This is a genomic window from Streptomyces sp. SID14478 (assembly GCF_010548525.1).
Lineage (GTDB): Bacteria > Actinomycetota > Actinomycetes > Streptomycetales > Streptomycetaceae > Streptomyces.
In genome coordinates this window covers 1-13798 of record NZ_JAAGMG010001459.1, presented here as the reverse complement: position 1 = coordinate 13798, position 13798 = coordinate 1, and the positions used below count along the sequence as shown (strand labels likewise).

Annotated in this window: 10 protein-coding genes and 1 tRNA gene; 5 read left to right on the top strand and 6 right to left on the bottom strand. The window is 68.7% G+C overall.

The window, feature by feature from the left end; genetic code table 11:
* The first annotated feature begins 2 nt into the window (after positions 1 to 2).
* On the top strand, positions 3 to 743 hold the full coding sequence (locus G3I40_RS45580) for a toxin glutamine deamidase domain-containing protein (RefSeq protein WP_164560650.1): 741 nt from the start codon (positions 3 to 5) through the stop codon (positions 741 to 743).
* Between the two features lie 441 nt (positions 744 to 1184).
* Positions 1185 to 1538 carry a hypothetical protein gene (locus G3I40_RS45575; RefSeq protein ID WP_239092332.1) on the top strand — a complete coding sequence of 118 codons (354 nt, stop codon included), beginning with the start codon at positions 1185 to 1187 and terminating at the stop codon, positions 1536 to 1538.
* A gap of 1124 nt (positions 1539 to 2662) precedes the next feature.
* Here the strand turns inward: G3I40_RS45575 and G3I40_RS45570 are convergent.
* From G3I40_RS45570 to G3I40_RS45550, 5 genes are all read right to left on the bottom strand, one after another.
* Positions 2663 to 3196, bottom strand: a complete 534-nt coding sequence (locus G3I40_RS45570) for a hypothetical protein (protein WP_164560648.1) — start codon at positions 3194 to 3196, stop codon at positions 2663 to 2665.
* Positions 3196 to 5472: a hypothetical protein gene (locus G3I40_RS45565; RefSeq protein WP_164560647.1), complete on the bottom strand. Its 2277-nt coding sequence runs from the start codon at positions 5470 to 5472 to the stop codon at positions 3196 to 3198. The genes G3I40_RS45570 and G3I40_RS45565 overlap by 1 nt, the downstream gene beginning before the upstream one ends.
* Positions 5473 to 5512: 40 nt before the next feature.
* Positions 5513 to 5962 (bottom strand): hypothetical protein, encoded by a 450-nt coding sequence (locus G3I40_RS45560; protein ID WP_164560646.1) that lies wholly within the window; start codon positions 5960 to 5962, stop codon positions 5513 to 5515.
* A 1-nt stretch (position 5963) separates the two neighbouring features.
* Positions 5964 to 7316: a type VII secretion-associated serine protease mycosin gene (gene mycP, locus G3I40_RS45555; RefSeq protein ID WP_239092331.1), complete on the bottom strand. Its 1353-nt coding sequence runs from the start codon at positions 7314 to 7316 to the stop codon at positions 5964 to 5966.
* A 2072-nt stretch (positions 7317 to 9388) separates the two neighbouring features.
* Positions 9389 to 9715 (bottom strand): transposase, encoded by a 327-nt coding sequence (locus tag G3I40_RS45550; RefSeq protein WP_164560645.1) that lies wholly within the window; start codon positions 9713 to 9715, stop codon positions 9389 to 9391.
* A gap of 361 nt (positions 9716 to 10076) precedes the next feature.
* Between G3I40_RS45550 and G3I40_RS45545 the strand changes: the two genes are divergently transcribed.
* A complete protein-coding gene (locus G3I40_RS45545) occupies positions 10077 to 10457 on the top strand; it encodes a hypothetical protein (protein WP_164560644.1) in 381 nt (126 codons plus the stop codon).
* 272 nt (positions 10458 to 10729) lie between these two features.
* Here G3I40_RS45545 and G3I40_RS45540 read toward each other — a convergent pair.
* Positions 10730 to 10802, bottom strand: a tRNA-Arg gene (locus G3I40_RS45540).
* Positions 10803 to 11188: 386 nt separating this feature from the next.
* Here G3I40_RS45540 and G3I40_RS45535 point away from each other — a divergent pair.
* Together G3I40_RS45535 and G3I40_RS45530 are read left to right on the top strand one after the other, a co-directional pair.
* Positions 11189 to 12832, top strand: coding sequence for a dynamin family protein (locus G3I40_RS45535; RefSeq protein WP_164560643.1), 1644 nt, complete (start codon positions 11189 to 11191; stop codon positions 12830 to 12832).
* A 5-nt stretch (positions 12833 to 12837) separates the two neighbouring features.
* On the top strand, positions 12838 to 13798 hold a 961-nt coding region (locus tag G3I40_RS45530), incomplete at its 3' end, for a YfjP family GTPase (RefSeq protein WP_239092330.1).

Sequence of the window (13798 nt, the reverse complement as noted above, 5' to 3'; positions counted from 1 at the left end):
AGATGACGGTGACCGGCCTGGCGGACCCCGCCACGCGGGCAACCGTGTGGCTCGGTGAGGTGTACGGCGGGCTGGTCGAACTCGCCACGCCGCGCCCCGTGGCGGAGACGGACACGGCCTGGCTGATGCCCTGCCGGACCGTCGCCCAGCCCGGTTTCCCGCGCACCCCGATGCTCGCGGCGTCCGTCGTGGTGCCCAAGATCGGCGGCTACCCCTTCCACCCTGCGCCGAGCGCTCCCCTCGCGGACCTCCAACCGGTACCGCCGCTGGAGGCCGCCTCCAAGATCACCGAGCAGAGTCGCAGGATCAACGCCCGTGGTTGCGTCGCGGCAACGCACTCCGCGATCGACGGCTGCCCGTCGACGCCGGTGCCCTGGCAGCCCGCCCACGAGGCCCCAGGCTGGTGGGCCCGGCTGCACCGGCGCTACTTCCCGCACTTCGAACGCGTACCGGTGCACAGTTGGGAGGACGTGGCCCGGGCCCTCCACGAGCCGGGGCCCGACACTCGGGGAGTGGTCTGGATCCGCCGCGCGATCGGCGGCCACGAGATCACCGGCAACCTGATCTACGCCCACAACGACGGAGGGCAGACGGTCCTCCTCGACGGTCCCACCACATCCCTCGCCCGGATCGAGGAGGACTGGGTCCGCGAGCTCGTCCTCGTACGGGCCGTTCCGGGAACGGCACCGCCCGAACACGGGGGCGCGAGCCGCCCGCTCCTGATTCAGGGCTCAAGCGGGTAAAGGGAGTTGGAGCTTCGGTGTCGATCACGGATCGGAGACGCGACCAGCTTGTTCCCGTCGGAGGAGTGTTCGCGCGACGAGACGCCGAAGAGCGAGGACCGAGAACTCGAAGAGGGCTGACGGATCTTGCGGACAAGCCGGTCGAGCGTCTGCGCGAAGTCGTCTCACCGGTGATTGCGGGTCACCGCCGTGAGGCCGACATCGAGGCCCCCGACACCCGCATGGTGATTGAACTGGCGCTGACTGTCGACGCAGCTCAACACGACGATGTGCGGTCGAGTTCCAGGACTCCAACCGCACACTTCATCCCGATACGGGGGCACGAGCGTAGCAATGGGCTTCCTCAATAAATGGACGGGAACAAAGGTCCCCGATCGCTGCGTCCCCCCGAAGCCGGTAGCGGAGGTCCATGCCGCGCTGCTCGCGCTGAACAGTCCAGATGTGCCATACAGCGTGCGTGAAGGGCAGCGCGGGGAGAAGGCGGACGTGGTGGCCGAGTGCCACATCGGGAGGGTGGGCGTCAGGTTGAAGACCAGCATGCGCCTCGTTCCGGAGAAGCACGAGGTACGCGTACTCCATGAGCGGTGGGAGAACCGCTCTGCCGGCGACGCCAGCGGACAGTACGGACGTGGCCACGCTCCTGCGGTGTACCCGCAGCGAGAAACCGTGACGGGTCCCGGCGGCCGTAAGCAGCGGGTAGAGGTATTCCGCTTCGACACCCGGGAGATGACCGATCCTCTGGAGGACACAGTCCTTCGCGCCGGGTGGACGTGGCGGGGCGTGTTCAGGCTCTGACGGCCGGAGCTGCTGCTGTCCGATGAGACAAGGGTGCTGACTTCCGCCCTGGCTATCGGATCTCAAGCGGGCGGCTCGAGGCGACCGGAGATCTCGAAGACCTTCCGTCCCTCGACTGGCCCACCGCCGCACGCTTCAGGGCGCCGATCGGGTAGCCGCGATACATCGAGTCGAAGAGATCTCGGGTCTTCGCCGCCGACCAGACGAACGGCGAAGGCTCCCGGCCTTCGTGTCGAGGAGCCGGTGGAGATCGATACGCCACTGCACGTCCAGTTCCCGGTCGTGCACATCCGCGAGCCAGCCGATCTCCTTCTTCCGGGAGACCCGCACTGAGTGGTGTCCGACCTTGAACTCCAGGAAGTCCCCTTCGTGCCCTTGAAAAGGAAACGCCTCGACCCCGTCCACCGTCTGCGTCGTACGGATCCGATTTCCGGACACGACGAGTTGGACGTCGAATCTCTCACCCAAGGCATCAGCCAGCCTGATGATCGGCCTCTGACCATCTGGCTCGTCCCATCGCCACGGACTCGCCTTCGCACGTTGTTCCGCGAATGCTCGGACACGCTCCCGGACTGCGTCGGCCAGCAACGTCGGGACTGGTCAAGGCGTCCCATATTCGCAGCCGTTCCTCGTCATCGGGGCCGGCGATCAACCAGAAGGGATGGAGGTCGTGCGGGCGGGCGAAACGTGTCAGCCACAGCAAGACTCTGCGGTCGTCAGAGAGTCGGACGCTGAGCATCGCTGGCAGCGAGCTCAACGGTGAATGCATCTCGATCCGATCGCTCAACTCGGGAAGTCGCGCACGCAACGCCGCCTCGGCACGTTGCTACGCGAGGAAGTGCCCCATGCCTGAAGCCTCGCTGCTCCATGGATACCGTTGCAGATCCATTTGACCCCCAATTGCTGCCCGGCTCAGTCAAAGTGCCTACAGATCATGCCACTTCACGGGTGGAGAGGGCTTAGATAGGCGAGATTCGAACACGGCGACACTTGGGCTCCCTCAACTGAGAGCTGGGGCGTGGTTCGCAAGCACAGCGCCCCTCATTCGGGTAGGGAACTGAGGCCCGCGCTCCTGCCGCCCCTGCTGTTACCTGCGGCAGACAGGCATTGCCCGCGCCGGGGCCCTACGCGCTGCAGTCGAGGTGCTTAGTCATGGCTGGTACGTACTCGTCCAGGAAGTTCTGAAGCTTCTTCACTCCGGCTGCTGAGTCCTCCACCCGGTCGCCGGCGAAGGTGACGTTGAAGAGCAGGAAGTCCGATGGGCTTCCCGAGCACTGCGCGGTGATGCGCGCGCCGTTGGCTCCGATGACGGCGATGCCGGGGTAGGGCACGTCCCGCTTCGATGCCTTGGTGAACTTGGACAGCGCCGTCTTCCAGTCCTCGGGTTGGAGAGGGTTGCTGATCCGCCTGATCGACGTGTCGAGGACCTGAGTCCCGTCGACGTGCAGCGAGCAGTCGAACTCGGATGGGGTGGGCTCGAGTTGCTGGTTCTGGAGCTTCTTTCCGTCTGGCAGGAGCGGCGAGAGCGTGGACTTGCCGACCTCGACGCCACAGAAGGTCTTCGGGAAGGCGTAGCTCTCGCTGGTACAGCCGGTTGCCGCGACCGCAGCGATGGTCATCGTGACCGCGACCACGGCGTTCCGTCGTGCTGGCTTCACTACTGGTCTCCCGAGAGTCCGTCCGCGTGTGCGTTGCCGTCGTTCGCAGCAGCGGAGATCTGGTCGGCGGCACCCTGTTCGTACGAGTACCCGGGGTGCGTGCTGGCCCAGTCAGAGTTGACCATGGACCACTGATGCGCAAGGGCGTTGAGCTGGTTCTGCCGAGTCGCGTACGTCTGCTGGTTGTCGCTGGTCAACTGGTCGGCCTGGTGCTTCTGCTCGTCCATGATCCAGGCCGTGGTCACGACGTCGGCGCCGCGCTGCGCGATGTCTCCGACGCCGGGGATGAAGTTCAGCAGCGCTCCTGAGGCGTGGTAGCTCCACGCCTTGTCCCAGGTGTAGTCGTGCTGGTCGCCCTTGAGGGCGTTGTACCGGGCTTCCTCCATGAAACCGACGGCGTGGCCGGCGGAGTGCAGGGTGTCCTCGGGGGCTCGGCTGGGGTCGTGGAAGTCGTTGACCATGTAGTAGTTCATGCCTTGGTGGAGCAGCCCGTAGGAGTCCTGGCTCCGGGAGACCTGCTTGGTGATCTCCATGACTTCCTTCTGGTCCAGGCCGCCCGGCATGGCGTCCGCCCGGGCGCCGGTCGTGCTCATGGCCTGGTAGACCTCGTCGCCGTGGCTGGTCATGATCTTGGCCATACCGTCGCGGAGAGCGGAGGGCATGTGGTCGCCCTGTCCGGCGAGTGTCGAGACGGCGGAGTGGAAGATGCGGTCGTTGGCAGCCGTGTGCTGCGTGGGGCCGCCGGAGTTGCCGCCGGACGGGTCGACGCCGGTTGCGGCAGCGGTCAGGACGTCGTTGAGGCCCTTGCGGTTGTCGTCGTCCAGCTTGGGGGCCATGTCGACCTCGGAGTCGCCGACGCCCGGGCGGGTCTGGTTGATGACGTCCCAGTTCCGGCTGCCCTCACCGTTGCCGACGAGGTAGTCGAAGTGCTCCTTGCCGTACGCGGTGCCGGTGTCGAGGTAGTGTGCGGCGCCCTCCGGGGTGCGGGACATGACCTCCAGGGAGGCGTCGACGGGGTCGTTGGCGAACCAGCCGCCGTCCTTGCCGCTGAAGCCGGCCCCGTACAGGTTCCAGATCTTGGGGTGCTCCTTCTCCATCGCGATCATGTCGTCGGTGACGGCCGAGGTGAACTCCGGGTCGAAGTCGCTGTGCCCCTGCTGCATCATCGTGGCCAGCAGCTGGTAGCCGCGGACTTGTTGGTCGTGGCCCTTGGCCGTGGGGCTATTGATCGCGTCTCCGGCCACCTTCAGGTCGTACTTGTCGTCGCCGACCTCGCGCAGGCCGTCACGCCAGTCGCGGTAGAACCTTGAGTCGTCGGTCTGGAGCCAGTTGAGCATCGCGTCGTTGTAGGCGCGGCTTCCGTACGTCAGTGGCTTGCTGTTGGCGTCCTTGAAGGCGGGGACGTTCGTGGCGGTGGCCAGGGAGTCGGAGAGTCCGCCGTTGATGTTGAGGTACGCGTTCTTGTTGCCCGTGTCGGCGGAGTACGCGAGGTCGTCCAGACCCGCGGTCAGCTTCAACGTCTTGTCCGGGCCGAGGGAGTTGAGGAGGGTCTGGCTGAAGACCTTGTCGCCGGAGTTGTCGCGCATCAGGCGCTGCCACTCCGCCAGGTCGCTCGGCTTCTTGCCGGCCAGGATCTCGTCCGCGTACGCCTTGGCCTCGCGGGCCTCGTACGCCTCGATGTCGCCGACGGCCTTGCCGTTGAAGGTGTGGCCCTGTCCCAAGGCGGCGTCCGCCATGCGCTCGAACAGGCCCTGGATGCCGGCCGCTTCGTGCAGGGCGAGCTTCACGCCCTGGTCGGCGTCGTCGACGGCCCGCACCGCGTCCTTGATCTTCTTGGTCCAGGCTTCCTCGGCCTTCTTCGCCTTCGAGACGTACTCGCCGTAGTTCTCGTCGTGGCGGTACGGGGTGAGCTTGCTGAAGTCGTAGAGCACCTCGCCCTGGGTGTTGACCGACAGGTCCTGCTTCTCGGCCGCGGCGACGACCTTCTTCACCTCACCGATCAGGTGCGTGAACTGGCCGTGGGCGTCCCGTAGGAGTGACGCGATGGCGCGGGCTTCCTTCTGGGCATCCCGGTACTGCTGGCTCGTCTGCGCGAACTGGCCCTGTGCCGCCGCGGCGGCGACGCCCTGCCAGGTACCACCGGAGGCGACCTTGAGCACCTTGCTGTTGTAGACGCCCTCCACGTCCTTCAGGTCGTCGGCCATGTCGTCCCAGGCCGTGGCGACCGTGGTCAGTGCGCCGAGGTTGATGGTGGTGACGTCCTGATAGGTGAGCATGCCCGCCCCGATTCCCCGTTTCTACTGCTCAGTCGCTCGGTCAGATCTCGCGGCGCGGTGCGCGCCCTGGATCGACCTGGGCTATCTGGTTTCTGACGCCGTGGTCGACGAACTGGAACTCGTCGTGTGCCTTGGCCAGAGACGACTGGTCGTTCGCCAAGCGGTCCTTGAGGTTCTTGACCTGGAGCTGCCACTCCGTGTGGGCGTCGGCGAGGCCGTCGCCCGTCGCCCAGCCCGAGAACACCCGTACCGCGGTCCCTGACGGTTCCTGCGCACGGTCGCCGGACGTGTCCGTGTCAGGGCGAATCGTTTCTTGCAAGGCCCTGATCGCGGCGGCCTTGCCGGTGGGGTCCGTCTGGAGGGTCTGCTGGGCCCCGCCTGTCGCGGTGCCACCCTCGGCCGGAGCTCCGTCCAACCGCATGCGTTGCGGCGGCTCTCCGCGGCGTTCCAGTGCGTCGGCCTTCAGCTGTTCCCACTCGTCCCACGCCATGTCAGGGCCTCCCCGGGTGGTTGGTGTGGTTGGAGCCCTGGTGCGGCCAGGATTGGTGCACTTGTCCCGGCTGCTGACCGGGAGGAGCGGGCTGCGTCCAGTTCGCGGCGTACGGCTGCGACGGCGGCACCTGTGGCCAGGCCGGAGGCGGCGACTGGCGGCGGCGCTTGCGATTGCGTACGGCGAGGGCTGTGCCTCCGCCGCCGATGAGCACGAGCGCGCCGATGCCGGTCAGGATCCACGGCAGTGCGCTCGAATCGTCGTGAGAGGCCGCTGCGGCAGGGGCCGTAGCGCTCGTCGACGGCTTGGCCGTCGAGCCGCCGTACTTGAAGTCGGGCAGCGGGTACTCGTCGGCCGAGCCCGGGTCGCCCGGGGTGGTGAGCGCGATCCGCGGGCGTACGGCGCCGTAGCCGATGTCATCGGTGCGCTTCTTGCCGCTCACCGGGCCGCTGGCCGTGTTTAGCAGGACACGCAAGACCTGATTGTTCGTCCAGTTCGGATGCTTGGACCAGATCAGGGCGGCCGAGCCGGAGGCGATCGCTGAGGCATCGCTCGTGCCGTGCGACTCGCACAGACCGGTCTTCCCGTTGCACGCATGGACCATGTTGGCGCCCGGTGCGACCAGGTCGATCTGCGGGCCGTGTTGGGATTCCGCCGTCTTCTTCAGGTCCTGGCCGATCGCGCCGACCCCGACGACGCCGGGGGTGGCGGCCGGGTACTCCAACTTGTTGGTGCCGGACCCGGTGTTCCCCACAGCAGCGAAGATCAGCTTGTTCTTCGACAGCGCGTAGGCGACTGCGTCGTCCAGCATCTTCGACGTCTCTTCCTTGCCCAGAGAGATGTTGATGATCTGGGCGTCCGAGTCTGCCGCGTAGCGGATGGCCTTGGCGATGTAGGTGGGGGTGTCGTCCGGGTTGCCGTCACCGTTCGGCTGGCTCTTCTCGAGGAAGTCCGGCACCCGGATCGGGAGGATCTTCGCTCCTGGGGCCACGCCGTACGAGCCGGCTGTGCTGCTCTTCGCGCCGGTACCGGCGATGAGCACGGCCATGTCCGTGCCGTGGCCGTCGTAGTCCGTGTGCGCATCCCCCGGCCGCCACGAGAAGTTCTTGCCCGGCAGCACCTGCCCGCGCAGGTCGGGAAGGTTCGCGTCGACGCCCGAGTCGATGACCGCGACCGTGATCCCCTTGCCCGTGCTGGTCTTCCACATCTGGTCCGCCCGCATGGCATCCAGGTACCACTGCTGCTCGCGAACGGTCTCGGCCTGTGCGGGTGTCGCGGCGACGCCCGCGAGGACGACGCCGGACAGCAACGACACCAGCCGAAGCCTTCGGACCTGCTTGGTACGGGATCCCATGGTCATCCTTTGTGTCACGACTACTCGTCCGGCAGTCCCGGCAGGCGGGGCGGGGGCAACGGTCGCGCGGTCTGCTCGTTCTCCGTCTCCTCGCGCTCGGGCCGCCCATCGCGCGGGCGCTCCGCCGCGGCGGAGCGGGCACCATCCTTACGCGACGAGGTGGATGCGCCACGAGCAGGTCCACCACGCTGTGTCTGCGTGGCTTCGGCTCGCGCGCCATGAGCGGGTGCACCGCGCTGTGCCTGCACCTCTTCGCCCTCCGCACCACGTACGAGGCTGGTCCTCCTGGAAGCAGTCGAGGCATTCCGCCGCGCCTTCGGTTGCTGCGGCTGTCCACCCGCTACACCGTCCGAACGTGCGGACATCCGCGTTTCGGCCGCACCGCTGCCACGTCCCGGGGCGGTACCACCTCCACGACCGGGTGCAGCCCCCGTGCGTGATCCTTCCGGGGTCCCACCTCTCGCTCCGGGACCCCGCTGCGTCGGGGAGCCGCCGGCCACGGTGCCTCGAGGGATCGAGCTCGGCGCACGTCCGGTTTGGGAGGCCACCGGGCGGCCACCGGCAATCCCGTTGGTGGGACGGCTCTGACCTGTGCCGCCGGGACCGCGTACCGGCGACGCGGACCCTTCCGGTGTTCCCATCCCGGGGAGCCTCGGTACTCCGCGTCCCGGCGTCACCGCCCGCGAAGCCCCGGGAGACTCAGGTGTGCTGGGAGTGCCCAACGGTCCCCGAGGGCCGGAGGAGGGGAGCCGGGGAGATCCTGGCCCGCGCGGCGGAGCAGTGGGACGACCTGTGCCGCCGAAGACAGAGGGTGGCGCCCCAGAGGGAGGAGTGCCGAGCCCAGAGGTGCCGCCCGGCAACTGCGGCGACGACGGTGCGGGAGCGGCCGTAGTCGGGCTCGGAGGGGAAGGCAGCGTGCCGACCCTGTCGAGAGCGGTGTTCGGCCCGCCCGTGGGAACGTCCGGAACTGATCGCGCGGAACTGAGCGAACTCACCGCCGGCGCAGCGGAACCGTGACCTCCTCCGGTAGCCAGCGAGGCGCCTCGCGCCGACTCACGGAGCGCCGCAGCACCGGCGGCGGCCACACCGACTCCGCCTACAGCAGCCGCTGTTCCGGCGTTGTCAGAGGACGGCGCGGACTTGTCCTTCCGTCCGTCGAACCGTTCCGGTACGAACTGCTTGGGCAGCTCAGGAAACTCCGGAGCCTTCAACGACTCGATCTGCCCTGTCGACGCCGAGTACGACTGCCCCAGTTTGATCATCAACTGGGCAGCTTCGACACGGTCGTTGTCGAACTGCGACTGAGCCGAGGTCACCTCGGTCTTCGACGGCCCGCCGTCATGACTGCCGACATCTGTCGCCTTAGCCGCGTGAGCGTCCAGGACCGAGCGCGCGGAGATGCTGGAGTTCTTCAGGGTCTCCAGTTGTGGCTTGACCTCGTGCAGCGTGTCCGCCGCGTTCGCCATCCACTTGCCGGCGCTCTCGCTGTAGTCGCCCAGGCTCAGCGTCGCGAGGGCCATCCCGTGGACCCACTTGCGGAACGCGTCGCCACCCTCGCCCTCCCACTCGACCGAGCCGGCGTGCTTCTTGAGGTCGTCGCCGATGGTGTTGATCGTCTTGGCGGCTTCGGTCAGCAGCGTCCCGAGCTCCGCGGGCGTGGAGCCGTCCGCCGACTCCACCATCGCCCACAGTTCTTCCGGTGTGTGGGCTGCGAAGCGGTACTGCTTGACCATGCCCCACATGTGCGAGCCCAGACCATCGCTCATGATTCTCTTGCCGCGTTTCTTGCCGAACACGCTCCACCAGCGGTTGTCGCGGCAGATCCGACGCGGTCCGGTCGGCCATGCCAGATCCCATGGCGCGGGCCTCGTCGGCCAGGAACCGGTAGCCGAACTCCGGGTCCTCGCGGTGGGCGTCGAACAGGGCGTTAGCCCGGGCGGCCTGTGCGAACTCGGTGTCGGTAACCGGCCGTTCAAGCCAGCGGTAGTAGGGCTGTCTGGCGAGCTTGAGGACCCGGCACGTCACCGTGACGGGCACCCCGCCTGCGGCCAGCTCTTTCACGAGCGGGTAGATCATTTTCCCGGGAGATTCGCCTGCGAGAGATAGGCAGCGGCCCGGCGCAGGACCCCGTTCTCCTGCTCCAGTAGCTTGATCCGCCGACGTGCTTCGCGGAGTTCCGTACTCTCCTGGCTGGTCGTTCCGGGCCTGGTCCCGTCGTCGATATCCGCGCGGCGCATCCACTTCCACAGCGTCATCGCGTGGACGCTGAAATCGGCGGCCACCTGCTCGAACGTCACACCCGGGCCGCGGTTCCTCGCGACCCGCACGACATCCTGGCGGAACTCTTCCGGATACGGCTTGGGCGCAGCGACATCCTTCCCACCTGCCTCACTGGGCAAGCCAGTTCAGATGTCACCCGATCGTGCGGCAGACCCCTACGCATTGGGCAGTAACTGCCTTGAGCGTGGTGCTGGGTCTGATGTGCGGTCTCCTGATCAAGCATCGTGTTCTCCCGCACCATCGGGACAAGTTGGCCCTGCCATATAGCGATACGCCCGGCGAACCAGTGGCATGGCAGGAGTTCAGCAGCCAGCACGACATGGTCGGGCGCATGCTCCTGCCGGCCCTCCCTGCGTCAGTGCCCTGTTCACGTGGCGTGGTCGCGAAAGTCATCGGCGGCTCATCGCCGCGCTGGACGCTGAACTCGGCGGGACCCCGGAGCCCACGGTTCCGGTCCACCTGCTTCGCCCGGAGAACCGCATGACAGCTGCTGTAGCGCTGGCCATTTCGTCGATGTTCGCGCTCTTCGGCGGCGTAGAGCTGACGATCCTGGAGCAGACGTACCCCCAGCGGGTGGTGCCTTCGCCGGGGCTCATGACCATGGCTGCGGTGGCATTCGCCGTCCTGGCCGCGGCGGTGGCCTCCGGGTACAAGGTCAAGCGTCGGTGGCTCTTCGGCGCGACCGCCTTGACCACTCTCCCCGTCCTCATGGCGCCCGCGACGGAAGCGCCAGGGCTCCCCGCCTGGGCCACGATCCCCGGAGTTACGGTCCCAACCTTTGTGGCCGCTGCCACTGTCGTCGCGGCGATCTCCCTGACCCGCGCGGCGCCGATCGCGCTGCCTCAGCGCGTGGGCGCGTGAACCCAGATGACACCGTCCGGCTGCCCCCGTGACCCTCTGGCGAGGGCAGCCGCCCCGGACGGCCGGGGCCGAGCCACTCAAAGTGACCCCGCCAAAACTTCGGGAAGTTTTCGGGAAGAACACCCGCCCAGATCCGTCTGAAATCGCCTCCAGCCGGACTGGTGTAGCCCAGCGAGCCGTCCCTCTGACGCCCGGGCGGGTCGCCGAAGTGGACTTACGAGAGTGCCTCTGACCAGCAAAAAGGCCCCGCCGAAGCGAGGCCGTTGAAGGGGCGCCCCCGGCAGGACTCGAACCTGCGGCCAAGCGCTTAGAAGGCGCCTGCTCTATCCACTGAGCTACGGGGGCCGGTGTGTGGCCGGTGGCGCGGGCGGACGTGGGGGTGATCCGTGACCTTGCCGGGGACAAGGATAGGGCTCCCGGGTCCCGGTCCTTGTTGCTTCGCCTCCGTGGCTCGATGTGGAGGTTCGGTGAAGCGGTCCTGATAATCGCAGGCAGGTGCGAATCGTGCATCGCTTTTGGCGTCTCCCGCCTCGGGTGTTGTGCACTCGTTATGCCTGCGCCCCCTGCCTCCCCTTCCGTCCCGCTGTGTGCTTCCTGTGCGGTATCGGGCGCCTTGTCGCATGCCCTGCAGGTCGCTCGTTCGGGGCTCCGAACTGTCCGCTGGTGTCTTATCGGCGCGCAGAGGCGGTCATATGCTTCAGAAAGCCGCCAAAGTTGGGCATTCTTCGCATGTGGTGACCTTGGACGTACGGCCTCAGCTGCTCGACGCACTTACCGTGCTGCGCGATCGCGTCGCCGCCGCGCGCTTCCCGCTCCCTCTTGCGGGGGCACCACGCGCGCGTGCCAATCGCAGTGAGTTGCTCGCACAGCTCGACGACTATCTGGTGCCCCGGCTGCGGGACCCCGAAGCGCCGCTGCTCGCGGTCATCGGGGGGTCCACCGGGGCGGGCAAGTCGACCCTGGTGAACACGCTCGTGGGGCGCGTGGTCAGCGAGGCAGGAGTGCTGCGGCCCACGACGCGTACGCCCGTGCTCGTCTGCCATCCGGATGACCATCACTGGTTCTCCGGGATGCGGGTGCTGCCCGACCTCACGCGCGTGTGGGTGCCCCGGCAGACGGAGAGCGAGGGCGACTGCGACCCGGACGAGGACGAGTCGCTCGCGCCGCTCCTGGACGACGGGGAGCGGGTGCTGCGGGTGGAGACCGCGGGGACGCTGCCGCGCGGGCTCGCGCTGCTCGACGCGCCCGACGTCGACTCGCTCGTCGCCGAGAACCGGCTGCTGGCCGCCCGGTTGATCAGCGCCGCCGACGTGTGGGTCATGGTGACCACCGCCTCCCGGTACGCCGACGCGGTGCCGTGGCATCTGCTGCGTACCGCCAAGGAGCACGACGCCTCGCTCGTGACCGTGCTCGACCGGGTGCCTCACCAGGTGGTCGCCGAAGTGTCGCGTCAGTACGGCGCGCTGCTCACCAAGGCGGGACTGGGCGACGTGCCCCGGTTCACCGTGCCGGAGCTGCCCGAGTCGACCGGCAACGGCGGGCTGCTGCCGGCCACCGCCGTCGCGCCGCTGCGCGCCTGGCTCACGCACCGCGCGCAGGACCCCGACGCCCGCGCCCTCGCCGTGACCCGCACCGCCCGCGGCGTGCTCGACTCGCTGCGGGTGCGGATGCCCGAGCTGGCAGCTGCCGTGGCCGCCCAGTACTCCGCCGCGGTCCGGCTCACGTCCGCCGTCGAGGACGCGTACGAGAGCGAGCACGCGCGCGTACGGACCAGACTGCAAGGAGGTGCCGTACTCGCCGGAGGCGCCCTGAAACGGTGGCGCAGCTACCCCCTGGACTGTTCCGCAGGGGAGTTGCTCGACGCTCTTGTCGAGAGTCTGGCGGCCCTGCTGCTGTGCGCCGTGACGGCCGCCGACGAGCGGATCGACGAGGCGTGGCGGCGCGAGCCGGGCGGCGAGGCGTCCGAACTGGGCGGGCGGGACCCCGGGTTGGAGAGCGCCGAGCACCGGATCGGCATGGCCGTACGCCGATGGAGGCGCGTGCTCGAGGAGTACGCCGAGGAAGAGGTGCGGGCCGTCGGTGAGGCACAGGGCTCGGCGCCGTCCGACCCCGAGATCGTCGCCGCGCTCGTGGCCACCGCCCTGCTCGGCGGGCGGCGCGCCAGGGCCGCCGGCGAGAACCTCGCCGAGCGGATCGGGGCGCAGGGCGCCCTGCGCCTGCGTGATCGCGGCGGGCGGCTGCTGAGCGAGTACCTGGACACTGTGCTCGGCGCGGAGCGCGAACGCCGGCTCACGCCGCTGGACACCCTCGGCGTCGGCCCCGAACCCCAGGCCGAGCTGATCGCGGCCCTGTCGCTGCTGCAGAAGGAGAGGTGAGGGCGATGACCGCCGTCACGGACCACGCGGACCACACCGAGCGGGCCGAGCCCTGGGACGACGGGCTCATCGCGCGCCGGGCCGAGGCGACCGAGGCGCAGGCGTCGGGGTCCGGCTCGGGCGTGTTCGACGTACAGCAACTCGACGACCGGGGCGACGATGCACAGGAAGGGCCGGAAGGGCAGCTCAAGGGGCGGCTCGACGCGCTGCGCGAGCTCGTCGGGCTGTCCCGGACGCGGCTCGACGGAGCGACGCTCGCCGAAGCCGGGCGCGTACTGGACGAGGCCGCCGCCCGGCGGCGGCTCTCGGCGCGCCACACCGTCGTGGCCGTCGCGGGAGCCTCCGGCAGCGGGAAGTCGACGCTCTTCAACGCCCTGGCCGGGGTGCCCCTTTCGGAGACCGGGCTGCGCCGGCCCACCACTTCGGCGCCGATCGCGTGCAGTTGGACGGACGGCGCCGCGGGGCTGCTGGACCGGCTGGGGATCCCGGGGCGTTCCCGGCGCCGCCCCCTCCAGCAGGCGCAGACGTCGCTGGAGGGGCTCGTCCTCGTGGACCTGCCCGACCACGACTCGGCCGCGCCCGAGCACCGTGCGCAGGTCGACCGGGTGCTCGCGCTCGTCGACGCGGTCATCTGGGTCGTCGACCCCGAGAAGTACGCCGACGCGATGCTGCACGAGCGGTATCTGCGGCCCATGGCGGGCCACGCCGAGGTCATGTTCGTGGTCCTCAACCAGACCGACCGGCTGCCCGGGGACGCCGCCGAGCAGGTCCTCGACGACCTGCGACGCCTCCTCGACGAGGACGGCATCGCGCTCGGCGAGCACGGCGAGCCCGGCGCCACCGTGCTGCCGCTGTCCGCGCTGACCGGTGACGGCGTCGGTGACCTGCGCGAGGCGCTGGACCAGTTCGTCGGGGAGCGGCGCGCCGCGGCCCGGCGCATCGCTGCCGACGTCGACGCCGCGGCCG

Bases quoted from the DNA above. Each gene is read 5' to 3' on its own strand.
- G3I40_RS45580 (WP_164560650.1), top strand. From the start codon at position 3: ATGACGGTGACCGGCCTGGCGGACCCCGCCACGCGGGCAACCGTGTGG.
- G3I40_RS45565 (WP_164560647.1), bottom strand. From the start codon at position 5,472: ATGCTCACCTATCAGGACGTCACCACCATCAACCTCGGCGCACTGACC.
- G3I40_RS45560 (WP_164560646.1), bottom strand. From the start codon at position 5,962: ATGGCGTGGGACGAGTGGGAACAGCTGAAGGCCGACGCACTGGAACGC.
- mycP (WP_239092331.1), bottom strand. From the start codon at position 7,316: ATGGGATCCCGTACCAAGCAGGTCCGAAGGCTTCGGCTGGTGTCGTTG.
- G3I40_RS45545 (WP_164560644.1), top strand. From the start codon at position 10,077: ATGACAGCTGCTGTAGCGCTGGCCATTTCGTCGATGTTCGCGCTCTTC.